General features: G+C 59.5%; 17 protein-coding genes and 1 pseudogene. 4 read left to right on the top strand and 14 right to left on the bottom strand.

Annotated features, from left to right (window positions below; translation table 11 throughout):
* Nucleotides 1-3: 3 nt before the first annotated feature.
* The 13 genes and pseudogenes from trbG to X756_RS158300 form a co-directional block, all read right to left on the bottom strand.
* A pseudogene (gene trbG / locus X756_RS01000000165270) lies at nucleotides 4-1,031 on the bottom strand (P-type conjugative transfer protein TrbG).
* Nucleotides 1,021-1,752, bottom strand: coding sequence for a conjugal transfer protein TrbF (gene trbF / locus X756_RS158245; RefSeq protein WP_023685994.1), 732 nt, complete (start codon nucleotides 1,750-1,752; stop codon nucleotides 1,021-1,023). Before trbF ends, trbG begins: the two are co-directional and overlap by 11 nt.
* Nucleotides 1,753-3,072, bottom strand: coding sequence for a P-type conjugative transfer protein TrbL (gene trbL / locus X756_RS158250; RefSeq protein ID WP_023689359.1), 1,320 nt, complete (start codon nucleotides 3,070-3,072; stop codon nucleotides 1,753-1,755).
* Between the two features lie 36 nt (nucleotides 3,073-3,108).
* On the bottom strand, nucleotides 3,109-3,834 hold the full coding sequence (gene trbJ, locus X756_RS158255) for a P-type conjugative transfer protein TrbJ (RefSeq protein ID WP_023669263.1): 726 nt from the start codon (nucleotides 3,832-3,834) through the stop codon (nucleotides 3,109-3,111).
* Nucleotides 3,831-6,281 (bottom strand): conjugal transfer protein TrbE, encoded by a 2,451-nt coding sequence (gene trbE / locus X756_RS158260; protein WP_023729045.1) that lies wholly within the window; start codon nucleotides 6,279-6,281, stop codon nucleotides 3,831-3,833. Before trbE ends, trbJ begins: the two co-directional genes overlap by 4 nt.
* Nucleotides 6,275-6,547, bottom strand: coding sequence for a VirB3 family type IV secretion system protein (locus X756_RS158265; protein WP_023689361.1), 273 nt, complete (start codon nucleotides 6,545-6,547; stop codon nucleotides 6,275-6,277). The genes trbE and X756_RS158265 overlap by 7 nt, the downstream gene beginning before the upstream one ends.
* A complete protein-coding gene (locus tag X756_RS158270) occupies nucleotides 6,547-6,855 on the bottom strand; it encodes a TrbC/VirB2 family protein (protein WP_023689362.1) in 309 nt (102 codons plus the stop codon). Before X756_RS158270 ends, X756_RS158265 begins: the two co-directional genes overlap by 1 nt.
* Before the next feature lie 11 nt (nucleotides 6,856-6,866).
* Nucleotides 6,867-7,835 carry a P-type conjugative transfer ATPase TrbB gene (gene trbB / locus X756_RS158275; protein WP_023689363.1) on the bottom strand — a complete coding sequence of 323 codons (969 nt, stop codon included), beginning with the start codon at nucleotides 7,833-7,835 and terminating at the stop codon, nucleotides 6,867-6,869.
* Entirely contained in the window at nucleotides 7,832-8,245 is a 414-nt protein-coding gene (locus X756_RS158280) for a hypothetical protein (RefSeq protein WP_023729044.1), read from the bottom strand. The genes trbB and X756_RS158280 overlap by 4 nt, the downstream gene beginning before the upstream one ends.
* Nucleotides 8,246-8,365: 120 nt before the next feature.
* On the bottom strand, nucleotides 8,366-10,396 hold the full coding sequence (locus X756_RS158285; RefSeq protein ID WP_023729043.1) for a conjugal transfer protein TraG: 2,031 nt from the start codon (nucleotides 10,394-10,396) through the stop codon (nucleotides 8,366-8,368).
* A 383-nt stretch (nucleotides 10,397-10,779) separates the two neighbouring features.
* A complete protein-coding gene (locus X756_RS158290) occupies nucleotides 10,780-11,865 on the bottom strand; it encodes an ImmA/IrrE family metallo-endopeptidase (protein WP_023729042.1) in 1,086 nt (361 codons plus the stop codon).
* Between the two features lies 1 nt (nucleotide 11,866).
* A complete protein-coding gene (locus X756_RS158295) occupies nucleotides 11,867-12,520 on the bottom strand; it encodes a hypothetical protein (protein ID WP_084566807.1) in 654 nt (217 codons plus the stop codon).
* 964 nt (nucleotides 12,521-13,484) lie between these two features.
* A complete protein-coding gene (locus tag X756_RS158300; protein ID WP_023689368.1) occupies nucleotides 13,485-15,380 on the bottom strand; it encodes a hypothetical protein in 1,896 nt (631 codons plus the stop codon).
* 786 nt (nucleotides 15,381-16,166) lie between these two features.
* Here X756_RS158300 and yhhB point away from each other — a divergent pair.
* The 3 genes from yhhB to X756_RS1000000167165 are packed head-to-tail and all read left to right on the top strand — an operon-like array spanning nucleotide 16,167 to nucleotide 19,769.
* Entirely contained in the window at nucleotides 16,167-18,308 is a 2,142-nt protein-coding gene (gene yhhB, locus X756_RS158305; RefSeq protein ID WP_031202935.1) for a cyclophane-forming radical SAM/SPASM peptide maturase YhhB, read from the top strand.
* Between the two features lie 8 nt (nucleotides 18,309-18,316).
* Complete coding sequence (locus X756_RS158310) at nucleotides 18,317-19,309, top strand: hypothetical protein (protein WP_031202937.1); 993 nt, start codon at nucleotides 18,317-18,319, stop codon at nucleotides 19,307-19,309.
* Nucleotides 19,299-19,769 (top strand): GNAT family N-acetyltransferase, encoded by a 471-nt coding sequence (locus tag X756_RS1000000167165; protein WP_084566806.1) that lies wholly within the window; start codon nucleotides 19,299-19,301, stop codon nucleotides 19,767-19,769. The genes X756_RS158310 and X756_RS1000000167165 overlap by 11 nt, the downstream gene beginning before the upstream one ends.
* A 179-nt stretch (nucleotides 19,770-19,948) precedes the next feature.
* On the opposite strand, the gene X756_RS1000000168655 is transcribed toward X756_RS1000000167165, so the two are convergent.
* Nucleotides 19,949-20,122 carry a hypothetical protein gene (locus X756_RS1000000168655; RefSeq protein WP_156933880.1) on the bottom strand — a complete coding sequence of 58 codons (174 nt, stop codon included), beginning with the start codon at nucleotides 20,120-20,122 and terminating at the stop codon, nucleotides 19,949-19,951.
* A gap of 175 nt (nucleotides 20,123-20,297) precedes the next feature.
* On the opposite strand from X756_RS1000000168655, the gene X756_RS158315 reads away from it, so the two are divergent.
* Complete coding sequence (locus X756_RS158315; protein ID WP_023729041.1) at nucleotides 20,298-21,392, top strand: glycosyltransferase; 1,095 nt, start codon at nucleotides 20,298-20,300, stop codon at nucleotides 21,390-21,392.
* The last annotated feature ends 26 nt before the right edge of the window (nucleotides 21,393-21,418 follow it).

The raw sequence follows: 21,418 nt of genomic DNA, 5'->3' as shown, positions 1-21,418 counted from the left end.
CCCTCACCTGCCAAAACGCGAAAAGAGCGATATCCGCCGCGGCAGTTGCCGTCCGTCGGTCCTGGTGATGCGCACCACCTGGTGCTGCTTGGCGCCGAGACGGAGTTCAGCCGCGGCAAAGAGGCGCTCGACGATGTAGTAGTTGCCGCGCATCCGATAGTTGACGAGCTGGTTGTCCCCGTCAGCACCGACGATGAAGAGCGGTGGCGCCTCGCCCTGATCAATGCGCTTCGGGAACTCTATGTAGACCTTGCTGCCATCATCGAAGGCGCGCGTCGGTCTCCACGGCGGCGTGTCGCCGGTGATCGAATAGCGGAAGCGGATGTTTTCGAGTGCTACGTTCGAGGCCGCGGGCATTTCAGCCTCTGCCTGAGCGTTGCGCCGCCGAAGCGCCACGAGTTGGTCTTCGCTGTAAATCCAGGAGAGCGCCGCCATGGCAGTTTTCTCAGTGCTTTGAAGCTGCAGGTGATAGGATCGCCTGTCGGTCGTGATGACCAGATTGGTGGCAAGCCCCGGCGCGAATGGCTTCACCAGCACATGAGTGCGCTGGTCATCGCCTGAGCCACTAACGGTGTCACCGATCACCCAACGGACCGTATCGCCGGCTGAGACCGAGGTCAGCTTCTCGCCCGCTGCAATGAGATATCGGTGACGCGCTCCGGCGCGGCGTAGAGCTGGTAGAGCGCGCCGTCGGCAAAGGGGTAAACCTGCACCGCATTGACATAGCCAAACTTGGTGGGTTGTTGCGTCGCCGCCTTGTTGGCATCGGCGACCTGTTCTTCCGGCGAGCGCTTATCTGGGGCGGGCTTGCCGGGTGCGGGCATCAACTGACCAGGCAACGGTAACGGTTTCGGCACTTCCACGACCTTGACCGGCTTCTCCGGCGCCTTCTCGATCGCGGCTGGTTTGAAGTCCTCGTGGTCATAGGAAATCTGAGGCGGCGGCACTGGCTTCGAGGCACAGGCCGAAAGAACCGCAACAGACGCCGACAGGATCAAGGCAGCACGAAGCAATGGGGCTCTATTTGTCATTGGCGGGCTCCTTAGGGGAAACGGGGGTTGGCGCGGCGCTGTCGAGCTCGCGCGACCAGTCGATGGCGTTGATGAAGACGCCGAGCGGGTTCTTGCGCAGCTGCTCGGTTGTCCTAGGCGGGCGGATGAGGATGGTGAGGATCCCGATCCAGCGCGTCGTGCTGGCGAGGCTGCCGCGCTCGAACACCTGCTCGGTCCATTTGACCTGGAACGAGCTGTCGGAAGCCCTGACCACGCTGGTCACCTGTACTGACACGCTGCGCGTGCCGATTTGGCCGAAAGGGTCGTTCGCCTTGGCATATTCGTTGAGGAAGAGCGCCGCTCGGTCGGTGGCAAAGTCGTAGGCCGACAGCCAATTCTGCCGCACCAGAACCGCATCGGTGGAAACCGAACGAACATTCTGGATGAAGCGGCTGAGATGCCAGGCGATCTGGGCATCGTCGGGCTGGTAGTTTTGGACTGCCGGCCCGACCGCGTGCGCCTCGCCAAAGCGGTCGACCTCGACGACATAAGGCACGACGCGGCCCTGCATCGACTGCCACAGAAGCCCACCGGAAAGCCCCGTCGTCAGAGCCAGGCAGCCAAAGGCCATGAAGCGCCAGTTCTTGGCCTGGACGCGCGCCGTGCCGATGCGCTCATCCCAGAGTTGGCTGGCCTTCTGGTAGGGTGTTACGGGTTCGGGCGTCTTTCCATAACGCTGAACGGGTCGCTTGAAGAGCATCTAGTCTTCCTTGTCATTGAGGGAGGGATTGGCGCCGCTTCCGCCCCGATCTCCATCGCGCACCGCCTGCGTGGCAGCATTGCGATGGGCGCGTGCGGTCTGTTCGGAACGCAGACGCCTTGCCCAGGCAGGCGCGGCCGCGGGAGCTACAACTGGAGAGCTTCCGCTCATCGAGCTGGTCGGCATGCCGCCGGTCATCCAGCCGGCATCGCGACCGGCGTCGGCACTACGGCGGAATGGTTCTGCTGCGGATCGCATTCCCCGCATCGCGGCGCCGCTAGCGGCACTCGCAACCCCCTGCAGCCCAGCAGCTACCCCGGACAGCCCGGACTCGGGCGATGTCGCGCGCCCCGTTTGCCAGGCGACGGTGGCAGCGGACCCCATGGCGGCGCCGGCACGGACTGCGGCGAGGCCGCCGCCTGTTGCCATGCGCGCGCCGGCAAACGCAGCGCCTCCGGCAACGAGCGTTGATCCAGCTGCGGCCGCCGTTGTTCCAAGTGCCGCGCCGGCGCCAAGCTGCGGCGCGCCGGAAACGAGACCCGAGGCAATCCCGGGGCCGAAAATGCCGAGCCCAAGCAGCGCCAGCGCACCCAGCACCTGAGACATGGCCGCCGCCAGGTCCGGCTCCTGGCCCTGCAGGGCGGAAGCGAACTCGCCAAAGAGCGTGGAGCCGATGCCGACGATGACGGCAAGCACCATCACCTTGATGCCCGACGAAATCACGTTGCCGAGCACGCGCTCGGCCAGAAACGCCGAACGGTTCCAAAGCGCGAAGGGCACCAGGACGAAGCCGGCCAGCGTGGTGAGCTTGAACTCGAGGATGGTGATGAAGAGCTGGATGGAAAGAATGAAGAAGGCGATGAGGACCAGGAACCAGGCCAGAAGCAGCACGAAGATGGTGAGCGCGTTACCGAAGATCTCGGGGAAGCCTACTAGCTGGCTCGCTTGATTGAGGAGCGGCCAGGCGCCCTCGAAGCCGGCCGCGGCAATGCGGCCTGGCCGCAGGAGACTGTCGGCGGACAGGTTGCCGGCCGATGCGTTGATGCCGAGACCGGCAAAGGAGCGGTAAATTATGTCGGCGAGGTTCTTGAAATTGTTCAGGACGAAGGCGAAGGCGCCGACATAGAGCACTTTGCGAACAAGCCGGCCGAGAATGTTGGGCTCGCCGCCGAACGCCCAGACCAAGCCCGCGAGCGTGATGTCAATGCCGATCAGAATGGTGGTGAGAAAGGCGACGTCGCCCGAAAGCAGACCGAACCCACTGTCAATGTAGCGGGTAAAGGTCTCCATGAAGCGATCGATGACTCCGAGGTCGTTCATGTCGCCGCCTTCCTCGTTGTCTTGAAGAACTGCCGCTCAGTTGCCGGGATAAGCCGTGCCGGTGCCCAGGAAACGCTTCGTCGTCTCGCGAGCGGCTTCCTCAGACTGCGCTTTGCGCGCCGCATCCTCGGCTTCGGCCCGGAACTGGGTCGCAAGCAGCGTCTGGATCTGCATCTGCTGCTTGGTCGAAAGCGCGATCAGCTGATTGGTAGCCTGGCTTGCCTCGAGGGCACCTGCCGCGCCCTGACTGCGATTGACGAGATCGGTAAGCAGGTCGCCATCGGCCTGCACGTTCTCGACGATCTGCGACTGCGCGCTCATGGTCTGGCGGAACGCCTGCATGGCGCTCTGCCAGCGCTCGCGCGCGGCGCTCGCCACATCGCTGACCTTGATGGTGGCGTCGTAGCTTTCCGGATATTGCTGGCGCCACTGGTCCTGCAGCTTGTCGAGATCGAAGCTCAGGCCGCTCGCCTGGGTCATCAGACCGTCAATCCGTTGGAGCGAGCCGGTAAGCTGGCCCACGGAAGAGAAATCCAGGCGCTGAAGGTTGCGCGCCATGTTCTGCAGCATGGTCGCCTGGTTCTGAAGCGACTGGATTTGGTTGTTGATCTGCTCCAATGCGCGTGCTGCCGACAGCACATTCTGCGTATAGTTGGACGGGTCAAACACGATGAGCGCATAGGCCGGCTGGACGTAGTCAGCCATCGGTTTGGCAATCAGGGAAACGGTGACCAGGCTAGTAAAAAGGCGGCGTCCGATCATGACGATTGCTCCTTGTTAGGTTGAGGAAATTGCTGGAGAAGCTCGGCAGCCCAATCCAGGCCGCGCGCACTGAAGAAACGGGCGGCAAAGCTGCCCTGCCCTTCTTCGGAAAGAATATTGTCGATCAGGGTCTGCGCGGCCGGGTCGGAGGCGCCGCAAAGCGCAAGAGCGATCGGGCCTAGCCCGAGCTCGAAGAGGCGATTGCCGCGGCGCGACTGCAGATAGTAGTGGCGCTTCGGCGTGGCGCGGGCGACCAATTCGATCTGTCGCTCATTAAGACCGAAGCGCTCATAGGCTGCCCGTGCCTGCGGCTCCACCGCACGATCATTGGGGAGAAAAATGCGCTGCGGGCAGCTCTCGATGATTGCGGGTGCGATAGAAGAGCCGGCGATGTCGGCAAGCGACTGCGTCGCGAAGATGACGGAGACGTTTTTCTTACGCAGCACCTTAAGCCATTCGCGGATGCGGGCGGCAAAGAGCGGGTTGTCGAGATAGACCCAGGCCTCGTCGAGCATGAGCAGCGTCGGCCGCCCGTCAAACCGGTCCTCAAGACGATGGAACAGATAGGTGAGCACAGGCAGCACAGCGCCTTGGCTGTGCATCAGCTCCTGGGTTTCGAAACACTGCACATCCGAGATGGCCAGCCGGTCGTCATCGGCATCGAGCAGTCGGCCGAATGGTCCGTCGAGCGTGTAGGGCATCAATGCCGATTTGAGCGCATTGGACTGAAGCAGGACCGACAGGCCAGTCAGCGTGCGTTCCTGCGCCGGCGCGGTGGCGAGGCTGGTGAGCGCCGACCAGATTGCCTCCTTCACCTCCGGGGTGACGGTGACATTCTCGTGGGCAATGAGGCCGGCGATCCATTCGGCCGCCCAGCTCTGTGTGGCCGGGTCGTCGATGTGGCGCAGCGGCTGGAAACCAAGCGCACCATTCGCACCCAACGCATGGTGGTCGCCGCCCATGGCAAGCGCGGCGGCGCGGGCCGAATTGCCTTTGTCGAAGACATAGATTTGCGCGCCAGCGTAGCGCCGGAACTGCAAAGCGATCAGGGCAAGCAGAACCGACTTGCCGGCACCGGTCGGCCCGACAATCAGCATGTGGCCGACATCGCCGATATGGGTCGAAAGCCGAAACGGCGTCGAGCCGCTGGTTTGGGCGAAAAGAAGCGGCGGAGCGTGATCGCCGGTGACCTCGGCAAGGTGCTCGTTCTCCGCTGGACCTGCCCACACGGACGACAGCGGCACGAGATGGGCAAGGTTAAGCGTGTGAACGAGCGGCTGGCGAACGTTGGCGTAGACATGACCCGGCAATGAACCAAGCCACGCTTCGACGGCATTGATGCTTTCGCGAATGGTGGTGAAGCCGAGCCCGTTGACGATCCGCTCGACGGCACGAAGCTTTTCCGCGGCGGCTTTACGGTTCTGATCCCACACCGTCACCGTTGTGGTGAGATAGCCGAAGCCGACATGATCGCCGCCCAATGCCTGCAGTGCTGCATCGGCATCGAGCGCCTTGTTGTCGGCGTCGCTGTCGACGAGAGGCACAGGTTCGTTGGTCACCACCTCGCGCAGAATAGCCGCGATCGATTTGCGCTTGGCAAACCACTGCCGGCGGAGCCGAGTCAGCGTCTTCGTGGCTTCCGCCTTGTCGAGTGGAATGAAGCGCGTCACCCAGCGATAGGCGAAATCCTGGTTATTGAGCGCATCAAGGATTCCTGGCCGGGTGACGTTCGGAAAACCGAGGATTGTGAGCGTGCGCAGATGCTGGTCACCCAGCATCGGCTCTAGGCCGCCAGTCAGCGGCGCGTCAACCAGGACGCCGTCGAGATACATTGGCGTTTCCGGCACGGCGACCGGATGACGGCGTGTCGAGATCGTGCCGTGCAGGTACGTCAGGGTCTCGGCATCGTCGAGCGCGCGCACCTCGGGCACGAAGCCCGAAAGAAGATCGAGAACACGGTCAGTCTCGTCTCGGAACCGGGCAAGCTCCTGGCGCCAGTCTCTTTCCCCTCCCAAGTCATGCGAGTCGACGAGAGCACTTTCCGCGCGCGCTTGGCCATCGGGCCCAGGCATGAAGACCAAGGTCAGATGATAGATGCTCTCGAAATGCGCGACCTTGCCCTCGAAGGCCGCGCGCCGTTCCTCATCGATCAGCCATGAGGCAGCATCGGGAAGCGCCGAGCTCGGATAGCCCAGCGCTTCGCTGCGCTCGGCCTCGAAGAATAATGCCCAGCCGGAGCCGAGCCTTTTCAGCGCATTGTTTGCCCGCGCGCATATGCCGATAAGTTCGGCCTCCGTCGCGCTTTCAAGGTCGGGGCCACGAAACCGCAATGTCCGCTGGGAGCTGCCATCCTTGTTGAGCACGATGCCGGGCGCGACGAGTGCTGCCCACGGCAGATGGTCGGCAAGCCGGTCGGCTTTGCCGCGGTATTCGGAAAGCTTCAGCATGCAAGCCAGCCCTTTTGACGAAGATGACGGACAAGCACGCTGGCAAAATCCGGATCACGCCGTGCGGCAAAGACCGCGAGCGTGTGGCCGGCGATCCAGAGGATCAGACCGGCAATCCACTGCTGCAGGCCTAGGCCGATGGCCGCGGCCACCGTGCCATTGAGGATCGCCACCGCTCGCGGCGCGCCGCCGAGCAGGATCGGCTCGGTGAGCGCCCGATGGACCAGAACCTCGAAGCCTTCGATATGCTGCTCTCCGGTGCTCATCAGACGACTGCCCCGCCGCCAAAGGAGAAGAAGGAAAGAAAGAAGCTCGAGGCCGCGAAGGCGATCGACAGGCCGAAGACGATCTGGATCAGCCGGCGGAAACCGCCCGCCGTGTCGCCGAAGGCAAGGGTCAGGCCGGTGGTGATGATGATGATCACCGCGATGATTTTGGCGACCGGCCCCTGCACCGATTCCAGAATCTGCTGCAGCGGCTGTTCCCACGGCATGCCGGAGCCGGCAGCGTGGGCCTGGGCCGTGAGAAGAAGCGCGACGGCGGCGAACGAAAGAAAGCGAAGCTTCTTGCGCATGAGGTAACCTTTCAGAGCTGCTGGAGTTGCGGAAGTGTGAGCGGGGTGACGGCGTAATCGCCGCTGCCGTCGAGACCCGTGACCTCGGCGATCGCGTCAACGCGGCGCGCGGGTCCTCTTCCGGCGATAAAGATGACCAAGTCGACGGCATCGGCGATCAGCCGGCGGGGAACGGTGACAACGGCTTCCTGGGCGAGCTGCTCAATACGATAGAGTGCGGAGCGTGCCGAATTGGCGTGAACCGTGGCAATGCCGCCGGGATGTCCGGTGTTCCATGCCTTCAGCATATCGAGCGCTTCCGCGCCTCTGACTTCGCCGACGATGATGCGGTCGGGCCTCAGCCGTAAGGTCGAGCGTACGAGATCGGCGAGTGTGATGGAGCCCCGCCTCGTCCTCATGGCAACGCAGTCCTTGGCCGCGCATTGCAGCTCGCGGGTGTCCTCAATCAGGATCACCCGCTCATCGCATTCGGCGACTTCTGCCAGTAGAGCATTGGTAAGTGTCGTTTTGCCCGACGATGTGCCGCCGGCGACCAGGATGTTGCGCCGCTCGCGCACTGCCTTCCTCAGGGCATCAGCCTGCAGCGGGAGCATGACGCGATCGGCGACGTAGTTGGCCAGCGTGTAGAGTTTTGCCGCCGGTTTGCGGATGGCGAAGCATGGCGCCAGCACGACCGGCGGTAGCAGACCCTCGAAGCGCTCGCCTGATGGCAATTCGGCACTGACAATCGGACTATCTGCATGCGCCTCGGCGCGTACATGGGAGGCGACGAGCCGGATGATGCGTTCCGCCTCGGAAGGATGCATATGCACGCCTGTATCGACCCGGCCTTCTCCCAACCGGTCGAGCCTCAGCGTGCCGTCGGGATTGACCATCACCTCGATAACGGTCGAATCGGAAAGGGCCTCGGTGATCGCGGCGCCCATGGCTGTGCGCAGCATGGCTCGGCGGCGGTGGTCCGCTGCGGGATGAGAGTTCATCCTTCGCCTCCGTTGCCATTGCCGTAACCAAGCGAGCGCTTCCCGGAGGCTATCTGGCGACCGACCTGCTCGACGAATTTGTCAAAGCGCTCTTGGGCGATCGCCTGTGTCGCCCGATCCGGAATTGGCGTGTGGGCATGAAGCGTGATTGAAAAGCGGATTAAGAGCGCCAGGCTCTCCAGAGTTATTTCGGCGTCGCGCCTGACATGGTCGAGATCGCGGGAAAGACGGTCCAGCCGCTTGCCGTAGCGCTGGTCGAGCTCGTTTTCACCACGCCGTTCGATGAAGGCCTCGACCGCTTTCGCGACGATTGCCGATTTCGTGGTCGACGGGTTGCGGCTGAGCGTTTCCAGCTTCTCGCTTAACGCGGGTTCGAGCAGAAACTGGTGGCGAATGCGATGGGGCTTCATACGTCTCGTTCCGACTGGCCGGCGCTGATGCGCCGGCGGTGCGAACGAACATCGCCGAAATCCGCAAAATCGCTTATGGGCGTTATCTACGCCGAGATACGCCTAAGTTGCGGAAAGCGTTCAGAAGCCGGGGATGATGTCCTTGTCGTCGCCCCTTCCCTCGTTGAGGCCGTAGGCGCTGGCGGCGGTGGAAACCCGGTCCAGGACGCGCTTGTCTGCGAGTGCCTCGGCGTCATCGTCCGCCAGATTGAAGAGGTCGTCTTGATCAGGCTCCCGAGAGACGACGACGTGTTCTTCAGGCAGGCCGGGATGACGCTGCTGTTGCACGCCGCTCCCTTCTTCGATTGCCGCGCCGGCGTGTTCGTCATCGGCAGCGAGACGGCGGTCAACACTGCGGACTTGTCCGCTCCAATCGTCGGGGCGCGACGCAGGACAGTCCGCGTACAGACCGTCGCGCAACACCGGCGCCGGCAGCACCCGTTCGGTGAAATTCGGATCCTGGTAATAGCGCAACTTCTGGGCGCGGATCGGCGGCAACCCGGAAACAAGGATTAATTCGTCAGCTTGCGGCAACTGCATCACTTCGCCAGGCGTCAGCAGCGGGCGAGCGGTCTCCTGGCGACTGACCATGACGTGCGAAAGCCAGGGCGCCAGCCGGTGGCCGGCGTAGTTGCGCATGGACCTGAGTTCCGTCGCCGTACCGAGCGCATCCGATATGCGTTTGGCCGTGCGCTCGTCGTTGGAGGAAAAGGCAATGCGCACATGGCAATTGTCGAGAATGGCGTTGTTCTCGCCATAGGCTTTGGAGATCTGGTTCAAGGATTGCGCGATCAGATAGGCGCGGATGCAGTAACCCGCCATGAAGGCGAGCGCGGTCTCGAAGAAGTCGAGGCGACCAAGAGCCGGAAATTCGTCCAGCATCATGAGCAGTTGGTACTTGCGGCTTTTCTTCGGGTCACCTTCCAGCCGCTCCGTCAGTCGCCTGCCGATCTGATTGAGCACCAGTCGCACCAGTGGCTTGGTGCGCGAAATATCCGATGGCGGCACCACTAGATAGAGCGACATCGGTCGTTCCGCATCCATGAGGTCGGCAATGCGCCAGTCGCAGGCCGATGTTGCCGAGGCAACCGTCGGATCACGATAGAGCCCGAGAAACGACATTGCGGTCGAGAGAACGCCAGAACGCTCGTTCTCTGACTTGTTCAGCACCTCGCGAGCCGCCGAGGCCACGACGGGATGGACCCGAGGTGTGTCCGCCGTGCCGAGGTGGTTGGTGGTCATCATCCGCAGCAGTGTCGCGGCAAATGAGCGTTGCGGATCCGACAGGAAAGTGGCGACGCGCGCGAGCGTCTTTTCTTCTTCCGCGTAGAGCACGTGCAAGATGGCCCCGACCAAGAGTGAATGACTAGTCTTCTCCCAATGATTCCGCCGCTCCAGCGCGCCTTCCGGATCGACGAGAATGTCCGCGATGTTCTGAACGTCGCGGACCTCATCTGAACCCCTGCGCACTTCCAGCAGCGGGTTATAGCGCGCCGATCTCGAGTCGGTCGGATTGAACAGGAGGCAGAAAGAGAACTTCGACCGCCAGCCGGAAGTCAGCTGCCAGTTCTCGCCTTTGATGTCGTGAATGACGGCCGAGCCGGTCCAGGAAAGAAGCGTTGGAACGACCAATCCCACGCCCTTGCCCGAACGTGTCGGCGCAAAGGCCATGACATGTTCCGGCCCGTCATGTCGCAGATAGTGATCCTTCAGTTTGCCGAGGAAAACGCCGGCCGGCTCAAACAGGCCTGCCTTCTCGATTTCCCGAGCCGCGGCCCATCGTGAGGAACCGTAGGTGGTGACCAACCCCCTCTGCCGCGCGCGCCAGAGGGAGCCAGCTATTGCGGCCGCACACCCCAAGAATCCGCTGGCTCCGGCAAGCATGCCGGCCTTGTCGAAGACCTCAGGCGCATAGGCGTCGAAGTGAAACCACCATTCGAACAGTTTCCACGGCTTGTAGATCGGCCGGGCCGCCGCGGCAAACCATGGCGCGCCAAGCTGCGGCTGATATTCCAGCATGTGGGCGCACCATTGCGTTGCCGCCCATACGCCAACGATGACGATGGCGAACACAACTACGATCTGGCCGACAAGGAGCTTCGTCGGTGTCACGGGCACAGCCTCCACTGTTTGGTCGTAGATGGAAGCAGCATAACGTGACGTTTCAGAATATCGAAGATACCCAATATACGCGCCCGTGCGATGCAGTGAACGTTGCAGGCTTGGAAGACTGGGGCGCCAAGAAGTGTCATCGCGAAGGGCGACGAGCGAATGACTTGTATGGGGCCGGAAACGGACTGGCAGGTTTGAAGTGTCTATTCGGGACTAGCTACCGTTCAGCATCCGACCTCAATGTCGAACGTCTGGGGACAAATTTCGCCATACTCAAAGCCGTTCGAACTGCGGCTGGAAGTTAACTTCCATCGCGCCGGGCGCGTACGATTTGCGTTCCGCACAGTAGATGGTGCACCAAAATAATCGTGGTCCACCTTGGATTACTTCACCAGCCTTAGCTGGCCACGAGGAGGCGTAATTGGTTCTCTCCGCGGGGCCGACGGCACACCAACGGTCACGAGACCAAACAACAGTTTCGCTAGCTCCGCCTCAGGCAACGAAAGAAGCTGGGACAACCCGACTAATCCCAACTCTTCATCCCGGCGAACCTCGCTTAGCACCTTCTGCCAGATCTGGGATTGCTCGCGTCGAATTGGCGAAGGCTCTGCAGTCCGCCAGCCCCGCCTAGAGATCTCGACGAAAATCTGCTGGTAATTCCATTTGGTAAGGAGGCCGATCTCGTGCAGTCGGTAAGCCATAGCAGCAACCGATACTGACCACTCTTGCTTCAATTGCACGACTTTTGGAAGCCCGGAAACTCGCCCCACAGCCCGGAGCGGCGCCTCTGGCATCAAGAAGGCTGCGGCAAACTCATTAGCCTGCTTCTCAGCCTCCAGGCCATTTGGCGAAGCATGCTTGTGCAACACGAGGTGCCCGAGCTCATGCGCCGCGTCGAATCGGCTTCGTTCTGCCGATTTTTGGGTGTTTAAAAACACATAAGGCCGCGCCCCCCGCCACAGCGAGTACGCATCGACCTCTTTGCCATCTTCCCCAAGGGAGAAGACTCTAACACCTTTCAGCTCTAGCAAATGAACCGTGTTCTTAATGGGTCTGTTGCCCAAGCCCCAATAGTCTCGCAGCCCGGCTGCCGCAGTCTGAGGTAACTCTTCTCGCATGTCCGGTAGGTCAGCGTCCGGCAGGTCAAACTCTCCGTCCAGCCAGTCCGAAAGAAGGAAGGCTACAGCGCCAGCGGCGATCGCACCGTCTCGCTGCCGAGCCGTCATCTTGCTCATAGAGCGAAAGCTCACACCTTCCACCAGTGGAATGTCCAGGTCGTCAGCCATGAAGAATTCGAGAGGGAAGCCGAGTACCCGCGCGAATTTCCGAGCTACGTCATCGCTAGGCAGGTATTCCCCAGCCTCATAACCGGTCACAGTACGAGGTTCGATACCAACTCTGGACGCAAGTTCTCGCATCGTCAGCCCGGCGCGCTGACGAGCTACTTTCAGCCGCGATTTGTTGAACATTCTATGCGGCCTTGCGCTTCACCGGCACGTCGATATCGGGCGTGTTATCTATCTTCTGCGGCACGCCGCCGTCCACACCAGGTATGGGGATGAAAATGCGTTCAGCCCAATCTGTCACCATTTGGTCGTCGAAGTCTGACGGCAAGGACAGCTCGGCCCGGCATTGTTCATCATCAATGTTTATTAGCAGCATATAAGTCTTGTAGTTAAGGACCGTCACAGCCCGGAGCAGATCAGCTTTCACTGTATCGGGAAAGAGATCGCCCTCCACACTGTTCTTCAAGACGGCCGCCTCCGTAAAGAGACCCTTGAGTGACTTTGTTCTTGGTATGCCAGGCCATCTGCAAGTGAGGTGGTCGGCACTTGCTACGACAATGTTGATCTTACTCGAATCGTTGATCACCAACGAGTAGTTGCTCGGATCGTCCTTGCGCCAACCAAGCGGCACCAACTCATCTCGCAGAGTGCGCACTACCATTCTCCAGGCTTCGGTACCGGGTATGAACGGCGGGTCATTGTCAGTGCAATTCAACCGGGCCAAGTGCCCAGCCTGTACAGCCTTGATCAAGGCCTCAACAGAGATGCCCAGTTCCATTAGACGGCGGCGAGCGTCAAAAGGATGCTGGTAGAGTGAGGCGCTTGCTACAGTGCTCATTGACCGATCCAACTTCATTTTTTTCACCTTCTAGCAGGTAAAGAAAATGAAGTCCAGTGGGGCGGCAGTGTTTTAAAAGCAGTCCCGATGCCGATGGAGAAACGGCGCCGCGGGCTTTCCGCGAGCGACCGACGGCTTTCGAACATGAGAGCTCGCCGGCTGCCGTAAGTGCAGGGTGCCTAGGACTGAAGGAGAAATGGGAAGCGCGTCATCCGATCACGCTTGTAGAAGCTTTCGCCTTTCTCGACGTGTGTGAGCGAGTTCCTATTTCGGAAACAGGCCCGCGCGCCCTGCGGCCGCTTGCCGGTGAAATGCGTTACATGGGGTTGCCCCTCCAACAGCGCTGGAACATCGACATTTTCCAGAGTGATCAACTAAAGGTTGGCCAGCATTTCCGAGAACGCCTTGAATGCGCGATCCTTCAAGGGTGTGCTTGCGATCGCACTATCGCTCGTAACGCGCCTGTCCCACGTCGCTATGACCTCAGCCTTGAATTTGCCAGGACGAAGCAATAGGTCACGCAACTCTGTGCTTGGCCCGCGAGGCGCGACGAACGAGCATCTTCGAGGAGGAGGTGAATGCGCCGGAAGATGATCTTGCCAGCGTCCTCACACGCCGTGGGCGTCGAAAGCGGGACTTCATAGTGTTTTGCATTGGTAATTGTCCCACACGCCTTGGCAGCCGGCGGGATGAGCACAACCCGATGACATCGCGTCCCTGGTCACCCGATCGACCAAGTCGCTTGACGGACGTATAGCCGCTCAGACCTTTCTGCCATTCCGAGATGAAAATCTCCCATTCGGTGGCATCATAAGCGCGCACGAGCTTCACAATAGGCGCTAGATTCGCGTCTTCCTCCGCCACCCACTGTTTCTAGCGGCCTCTTTCCAACCCTAAAGCCTATTCCGCGCCAGATTGAACAGTTCGCCATGGTGTGGGCACCGTCGCGAACTGACTGACGCGGTTATTTTTCAAGCTCGGCGCGGATGCGACGCAATTCTCCTTCGATCAGAACCGCGGCATCGGCGTCTTTGAGAACTAAGTAGAGTTTCTCCGCCTCTTCGTAAGCCCACATGGCAGCCTGAAGTGCCTCGCCTTCATCTATATCCCGAAGGCCACCGAGATAAAGTCTGGCAGATTCCTGATATAGATCTGCGGCACGACGGTAACTGTCCTTCGCCTCGTCCGGCGCGTCGTGTTGGATCAATTCGGCCAACCCACGGAAAGCCACAGCCAGATTCCTCACGACACCCGCGGACCAGGATTCAGGAGCGACTGCCCGCTGCGAAACGTCCTCCAGGATATCTATCGCTCTGTGATAATCGGCCTCCGACTTGCTTTGCCGGGCACGCATGCACAGCAGGATCCCCAGCCTCTCTTCGGCCGCCAATTTTTGACGCGATTGTGAGCCTCCGGTCAAAACCGTGAGCGCTCTGTCCAGAATTTCGATAGCGGCGGTGAGGTCATTAACCGCTGCACCTTCGTCTCCCTGCTCAGCAACCGACTCCGCAAACCCCAAGGCAGATTCAATCCAGTCCGATCGCGAAAGTGTTGGATTAATCTCCTCTGTCGCAGCGCGGAATGTTTCCATGGCCCGGCGGAAGGCTTCTTTCGACTGGACCCCATTTTGATTCCCAGGAGCTTCTGCAAGATCAAAGAGGGTCTGTGCCAAGATTGTACGTGCCTTGCCGTCATCGGCCCCGCCAGCTTCGAAGAATGCCGCCCAAGCCTTCACACTCGCTGCCAACAGGTCAGATGCCTTTGCGGTGCTGCCTAAGCGGCCAAGACTGATCGCACGTAATCTGGCAGCATCGGGGTCGCTCGATGCCATAGCTTCCGTCACACCTAGTACAACGCTGCTATCCCGTCCGCCGAGGCTGTCAATCGTTGCCTGTTCGAGGATCATGTCCTCAGCGCTTGGAGCTGACGCGCTACGCAGACGCCCGATCCCAAGGCCGAAGTCGCGTTTGAGACGTGCAATGACCGGATCTGTCGGATCAGCGATAAGTTTTTTTCGGCTGTCGAGCACAGCTAGCGGGTCGGTCATCCAACCAGGCGCGCCAAATCCAAGACCTCGGACCAGCTGTGCAAAGAACTTGTCAGCGTCCTGATTCAGAATCGCGAACTTGTTTCGGCCTGCCAACATTTTCCTCACGCGGGGATTCAACGCTTCAATTGAATCCTCAAACAGGACCCAAAACACCATCAGATTGGGTATCGCTGCGCAGGCTCGTTCGAGGAGGGTGACAACACCGCCCTCCTCGCTGCCTGAATAACCAACCACAACCAATAGCTCAGCGTCTTTCAGGCCAAACATTGTTCCCTGCATGGACAGGTCGTCTTGAGTAGCGAACGTATCCCCCACGCTATTTCTAAGCTCATAGGTATACATCGATCCGTGCAGATGGACGACTTGGGGATGGTCTGGGAGTGAGGCAACACGGCTCAGTGCCGACAGACCATCAGCCACCACAGGTATCATCCCCGCCAAGATGATACCCTGGAGTACGAGCTGATCAAAGTTGGTGGTCAGGACCGTGTGCGCATAGTGGCAACGCACCAGCTCACCAAGGCAAATGTGAGCCCAATTCACCTTGCCATCACTGCGATCGATCGCTGCCTTGATGATTGCACGCTGTTTGTTATCTGATCGAAAAAATTGCTCGAACAGATAGCCGTATAGCCGTCCCCAATTGGGGTCTCCCACATCAAAGTTGGGTAACAGCCTAGCTATATCCGTAAGATATTCTCGCTCATCGAGCCAAATCAGAGCGCGTGACGGGTCCAGCGTCTCCGTTTCAGGCGCACTCTGAAGTTTCGCCAACTCGCGCGTCAGATCCTTCGCTATTTCGCTGGCCATGGGTATGCCCGCAGATCGCGAACATCCGGCGCCTATCAAAAAGACCGCTCCCGTGCAGCGCTGTCCGTCTCCCCACTCGCATCCTGATTTTGCGATCTTGAGCTGAATACTCAGCTCTCTGACGCTGACGGGAACGGGGCCGTCGAGTGGTGCAGACACCGAATCCATCCTTGGTATCACCTAGGTTGACCGCCAATATTGAATACACTTGAGTTGTACAAAAAATTTCGACGATGTCTCTAATGCATTGGAAAAAACTTAAGCGGACCAGCTAAGATCGCAGCATGTGAAGCAAGGTTTATCTTTTACGAGGTTATCGCCGGATATGTATGTCGATAGCCAAAAAAGAAACTAGCGATGATTTTTTGACACAATTTACAGGACAATCCCAACGAAAGCGCTCGCCTAGGACGCTTTCGGTCATCCTGCCCCGCTAGATCGCCAACATTATTGGATTTTTTATTGAGAGGGTCGATTTCAATACATTTCTTGGCTCGCGGATTCGAACCAATGGGCCCCAGAAGCCAAATTGAAATCTAGTAGCGTATGTGCTTTCGCATGCTATAATCGGGTGGTCAAAAATCTGGAGCTACAAATGCCAAATCCAAATCAGCAACAGGCGTCCACCCCTTCAGCCGTGCCGAATCGTGACGTACGTACGGCGCTTTTGAAGGGCCGTCTGGCCAACCCCGCCCTGCAACGACTGCAGGGGCGCGTCTTGTCCCAGGCTGAACCAAGCGACGTCATCACAAGCTATGACAGGATGCATCATCGCCATAGCCGGTCATGACAGTTAGCGAGGCGCCACCCCGGATTACCTCGTTCCTGGTTAAGGTCGCCTCGCGCTGCAACCTCGACTGCGACTATTGCTACGTATACCACCATGCGGATCAGTCTTGGCGCTCGATGCCGAAGCTGCTTTCGGCTGGCGATCGTAGCGCTTTTGTAGAAAGGCTTGCGACTTACTTGGCTGAAGAATCGATCAAGCGCTGCACGGTCATCTTCCACGGCGGCGAGCCTTTGCTAGCCGGCGTCGAGACAATCGTAGCCTTCGCGGGCCAGATCCGTGCCGCGACCCCATCTGCGGTCGATATCGGGCTGCAGACAAACGGCCTCTTATTGACCGAAGCGGCACTTGAAGCGTTTGAGGCCGCCGATATCAGCATTTCGCTCAGCCTAGATGGGCCGAAATACGCCAACGACAAGCATCGGAATTCAAAGAGGGGCCGTTCAAGTTTCGAGCGGGTCCAAGATGCGCTGGTGCGTCTCAAAAGCCATCCCAAGATCTTTGCAGGCGTCATCGCCGTCGTTGATCCAACAACGCCCGCGGACGACCTGCTTGCGTTTTTCGCCTCGCATGCGGTTCCCAAGCTGGATTTTCTGTTGCCGGATGCACACCATTTGCGTCAGCCGGTTGGCCGCAGCGAACGACCTGATTTGTATGAAGCCTGGCTTTGCCATGCCTTTGATGTCTGGCTTGATCGCTACCCGCACCTGTCCGTGCGAACGTTCGAGGCGCTGCTTGACGCGGTCGCGGGTCTGCCGTCCACCACCGACGCTTTTGGCCTTGGCGACGTAAGCCTCATCGGCATCGAGACCGATGGCAGTTACCACGACCTGGATGTGTTGAAGGTTACGAAGGACGGTGCGACGAAAATCGGCGGGACCGTTGCTGACACTGAGATTTCATCAATTGCTTCATCCGATCACTTGGCCGTGCACAGACAGTTGCTCAGCAAGCCGGGTCTCAGCGTGACTTGTCAAGAATGTGCGATCGTCGACATTTGCGGTGGCGGCTCGCTACCTCACCGCTACGGCGCGAACGGCTTCGACAACCCAACCGTCTATTGCGGGGAAATGACCGCACTTGTCGCCCATATCAAGGGGCGACTCCAAGGTCTGTTGGAGGGCGGAGCGCGACCGGTCGAGACGCTACCGGACACCTTCCGGTTTGAACACTACGAAGCGGCCGAGCTTGGCGGTGCGGAGATGGAACTCCTGTGCGAAGCAGCGCGCAATGCTCTGAGAAGTGAGTTTCTGGAAGCCGCCAGCTTTTTGCCTGCCGAAGAATTTCAAAAGGTCGCCGATCTCGGCGAAACCGAGCCGGAGCGAATGGCCGAGCTTTGCCAGCAGCCAGGAGCGGTTGCCTGGCAAAGGACGCTTGCCTCGCAGAATTTGGGGCGGCTGGTGCATACGGTCGACGGACAACCGTTGTCGGCCGACCCGGCTTACCTTGACGACTTGCTAGGCCGGTCCGAAGGCGACATGACGTCCTTGGCCGTCGCCAGCGAGGATTTTTGGCTGCGCAAACCGTTCGGCGATGCCATCTATTTCGAATCAGAGGCTTTTGCTACGCAGGCACGGTCGGTCGTCGAGGAGGCGTTGCGGATTATCGAAACGTGGCGCCCAGCTTTGGCAAACGAGATACGCATGGCCTGTCGCGCCGTGCAATTCGTTCGCGACCCGTTGGCCCACCCTGAGAAGATCGTGTCTTTCAGTGACAACACCGTACCTGGGGCGCTTTATGTGTCTGTATGGCAAGGCGAGCGGTTGATTGATCCCTATGATCTGGCCGATTCCTTGATTCACGAGCATCGCCACCAGAAGCTATACCTGCTCGAACGCATCTCGCCCACAGTCGAACCGACCGACATGCGCGTGGTTTCTCCCTGGCGGGAAGATTTGCGGCCACCTTCCGGACTGCTGCATGCAGTCTTTGTGTTTGTGGAACTGCGCCGATTTTGGCAGTTCGTGCGGCACAATGGGCCGTCGCGCCTGCACAATCGCGCGGTCAACCAGATCAGGGACACCGACGAGCACCTTGCAGAGGCCTTTGCGACGCTTTTGAGCTGCCCGCTTACCAAGACAGGCCGCTCTTTGACCGAAGTCCTCAAGAAAGCCTCGGAGTCGGTGCTAGAAGCGGCGTGAGAACATTGATGCTCCCGGTCGATCGCCTGCCGGCATCCAAGTCCAGGCGACACGCGGTTCTTCGCGACTATTTCTGTGACAAGGATGCAGATGCCATTCTGGGAGCGGCAGGATGGCATTTGAACCTATCCTGGCCGGATGGTCTCGAAAGGCATGTCGATCCACGGCTGCAAGAGGGGTTGGCATGGTGGAATGGCAACGTCACCCTACCGACGATGGCCCTGGCCCGCACCCGTAAGCGACACGTGCTGAGCGTTTTATATGATTCCTGGACCCTTCAAAGCTGGAGTGAATGGGTGGATGCCGCCGGCGTCCGTGCAGACGAGCATGTGCTAATCCTACACGTAGACGACCACCGGGATCTGGCGAGTCCTCGCCTATTCGAGGAAAACGGGAGGTGGAAAGACGCCATCACCGGGGAGTTTTGCGATCTTGGCAATCCCGCGTCTGTGCGCGCGGCCATAGAAAGCGGAGCCATCGGGATGGGTAGTTTTCTAACGCCTTTTCTACACGGTTTTCCGAAGGCTGAGGTACGCCAGCTGTGTCAACCGCCAAAGGTCACCAAGACCCAAGATTTCGCAATTGGACTGACCAGACAGGCTGACGATTTGCTGGATCCAAGCCAATTCCGGCCCGCAGTACATTTGACGCCAACTTCAAGGCAGACCGGCCCTGGGCTGTATCGTTCGACCCCCGACATCGATGATTGGCTCGAAGACCTACCAGCCCAGCCAACGGTCCTTCATATCGATATGGATTTCTTTAACAATCGCTATGACGGGGATACAGATTGGAAGAGCCGTGAGAAGCCCTTCGATCCAGCTTTGGACCATATCTTGGGAAAGATTGACGACATGACCGCCGCCCTTAACTGGTCCGGTCTTGGCTCGCAGCTTGTCGATATCGTGGTCGCCTATTCACCAGGGTTTTTCCCGGCCGAATATTGGCAAGAGGCCACAGCTCGAATTGTGCCGGCGTTGGAGCGGATCTATGAGCGCTAAGCCTTCCCCAACAGCAGCGCCTCGCCGCAGCCCTAAGCACCCAACGCCGAAACCCAAAGCCGTGCGGGCAAAACCGAGCCTCGAGTTTGTTCAACCTGATCTTGTCGTCCTCACGCCCACCAAAGGGACAGCTGAACGTGGCGGCGGGCCCGGCGGTGAGGCCTGGAAAATTGAAACTAATGGCAGACGGGCAGGCGTTGTCTTCATCAATGTCATCGATGAGCCTCCGGTGGGCCGCCACGCGTCTATTCAGATCTATCTCAATAAACCAAGTCAGGGTCGGCGGATCGGTAGAGTTGCTTACCGCAAGGCATGCGAGGCGAGCCGATACGACGTGATCTATGCCCACATGCGCAAGTCAAATCTTGCCTCGCGACGGGCAGCGGAGGAAGCTGGGTTCAAAGAAGACGCGCGACCGGGGGCGACGCAGCTTCTTATGGTCTGGCGACGCGCGGCGTGATGATGCGACCAAACTGGCTAAAGCCGTCATCAATGGTGGATCTGTACCAAGTGACGCTGAATGTGCGACCCGCGTTTCGGACCGAAGTGCAGGGCGAGGTCCGCGATGCTGAGATCGGACGATGGGCGAGGCTCAAAGGGCTCTATTTTTGCCGCGATCGGGATAATTTTGTCGTCTTCTCAAAACGTTCTGTGCTCGTTCGGCGGCTTCTCGCCATCGACCAGACCGTCGGTGATCACACGGTCTGGCTGGGACAGTGGCTTGGCTATCCGCGATGCTGTGCCCGCATAGCGCGGCGTGTCGGTGAAATGCACCTGGACGATTGGTCGGAGCAAATCTCTATGCGGCGTCACGTGGGGAATTTCTCGTTGACATCGGTCTCACATTACACAGCAGGCCGCGCCCTCATCAGCCATGTCCCTTGTTCCGCGCATTGTCGGGCGTCGCTCCACATGGCAACGCAGGTGCTAAAGCGATCGCACCGGTTCCAACAGCGCTTGGCCAACGTTCTCTCTTCACGAGGCTTCCGTGTACACAGCCGTCGTTGTTCCCTGCCTGAATGAAGCGGCCTCGCTTCTTGAGACCTGCATTTCGCTCGGTTTCAGCAGGGGTGCCACTCCTCCCGATACAGTGTTGATCCTGGTCGACAACGGCTCGACTGACGGCACTCTTGATGTGATGGATCACATCAAGAATGCCAATGTGGGAACAGTGCTGTTGGGGCAGACGCTCGAGCGCGGCTACGTGCCGCCGCGTCACCTGGGAGTGTCGATGGCGGAGACCTTCGCCGCTGAACTTAGTATTCCCAACAATGAGTTCTTGATCCTTCAAGCCGACGCCGACACCATCTATGGTGGGGGTTTCATCGCCTCTATGACGGCTTCCGCACTATCGGCGCCGCAAGATCTGATCGAAGGCATCGCTCGAACGACAAAAAGTTTTCTTGCAGAATATCCCGGCTATCACGCTTGCTGCGCATGCGCCGACGAAGCGGTATCGTGCATTTTTGTGCCTGAAGCCGACGAAGTTATCATCGACGACAAAGTCGCCGGATATCGCCTGTCCGAGTATTTGAAATGGGGAGGACACCGCCGAGAGTTTGATGCTAGAGGCGACGAGATACACGCGGAAACGTCGCGGCTTTTTATTCGCGCGAAAATGGTTGGGGCCAGGCGCACACGCGCTCCAGAAGCGGTGGCCTATCCATCACGACGCAAGACCGAGGCTAACCCGCTGGGGACATTCGCCACTGCAGGATTTCCGCGGGAAAGCCGCTGGTGGCACCGTTGGACCAGTTTGCATCCCAACCACCACTCACTGCGGGAATTCGACAGGTCCGATGCTTTGGAAGCGTTCGCCAATGCCGTGTTTGTCCGACAGGTTCACACGCTGATCCTGTTCGCTTTAGTTCCCACTCATGTTCGGTTGGCGCTTGATGGCCGAACAATCAAATCCTTAACGGGGTCGCCCCTCGTTCCCCTGCTGGAGAGAGTCGCCGTTGCGCCCGAGTCTCTGAGGACGACTCCTGGGCAACTGCTGGAGGGATATTTCGACCTGGCTGAACGCCAACCAGGGCTCTTCGCCGATTGCATAGAAAAGGCCCGCGACTACTCCCTGCCTTAATCGCCGTCGGCATTCCGAATATGACG

Source organism: Mesorhizobium sp. LNJC405B00 (assembly GCF_000502615.1).
Taxonomy (GTDB): domain Bacteria; phylum Pseudomonadota; class Alphaproteobacteria; order Rhizobiales; family Rhizobiaceae; genus Mesorhizobium.
The sequence above is the reverse complement of the archived record's forward strand: the minus strand, read 5'-3'. Positions and strand labels throughout refer to the sequence as shown.

What these genes read in the sequence shown, in the direction of transcription:
- X756_RS158280 (WP_023729044.1), bottom strand. Translation starts at nt 8,245, where the DNA reads ATGAAGCCCCATCGCATTCGCCACCAGTTTCTGCTCGAACCCGCGTTA.
- trbL (WP_023689359.1), bottom strand. Translation starts at nt 3,072, where the DNA reads ATGAACGACCTCGGAGTCATCGATCGCTTCATGGAGACCTTTACCCGC.
- X756_RS158290 (WP_023729042.1), bottom strand. Translation starts at nt 11,865, where the DNA reads ATGTTCAACAAATCGCGGCTGAAAGTAGCTCGTCAGCGCGCCGGGCTG.
- trbF (WP_023685994.1), bottom strand. Translation starts at nt 1,752, where the DNA reads ATGCTCTTCAAGCGACCCGTTCAGCGTTATGGAAAGACGCCCGAACCC.
- X756_RS158270 (WP_023689362.1), bottom strand. Translation starts at nt 6,855, where the DNA reads ATGCGCAAGAAGCTTCGCTTTCTTTCGTTCGCCGCCGTCGCGCTTCTT.
- trbB (WP_023689363.1), bottom strand. Translation starts at nt 7,835, where the DNA reads ATGAACTCTCATCCCGCAGCGGACCACCGCCGCCGAGCCATGCTGCGC.
- X756_RS158310 (WP_031202937.1), top strand. Translation starts at nt 18,317, where the DNA reads ATGCTCCCGGTCGATCGCCTGCCGGCATCCAAGTCCAGGCGACACGCG.
- yhhB (WP_031202935.1), top strand. Translation starts at nt 16,167, where the DNA reads ATGACAGTTAGCGAGGCGCCACCCCGGATTACCTCGTTCCTGGTTAAG.
- X756_RS158300 (WP_023689368.1), bottom strand. Translation starts at nt 15,380, where the DNA reads ATGGCCAGCGAAATAGCGAAGGATCTGACGCGCGAGTTGGCGAAACTT.
- trbE (WP_023729045.1), bottom strand. Translation starts at nt 6,281, where the DNA reads ATGCTGAAGCTTTCCGAATACCGCGGCAAAGCCGACCGGCTTGCCGAC.
- X756_RS1000000167165 (WP_084566806.1), top strand. Translation starts at nt 19,299, where the DNA reads ATGAGCGCTAAGCCTTCCCCAACAGCAGCGCCTCGCCGCAGCCCTAAG.
- X756_RS158265 (WP_023689361.1), bottom strand. Translation starts at nt 6,547, where the DNA reads ATGAGCACCGGAGAGCAGCATATCGAAGGCTTCGAGGTTCTGGTCCAT.
- trbJ (WP_023669263.1), bottom strand. Translation starts at nt 3,834, where the DNA reads ATGATCGGACGCCGCCTTTTTACTAGCCTGGTCACCGTTTCCCTGATT.
- X756_RS158295 (WP_084566807.1), bottom strand. Translation starts at nt 12,520, where the DNA reads ATGAGCACTGTAGCAAGCGCCTCACTCTACCAGCATCCTTTTGACGCT.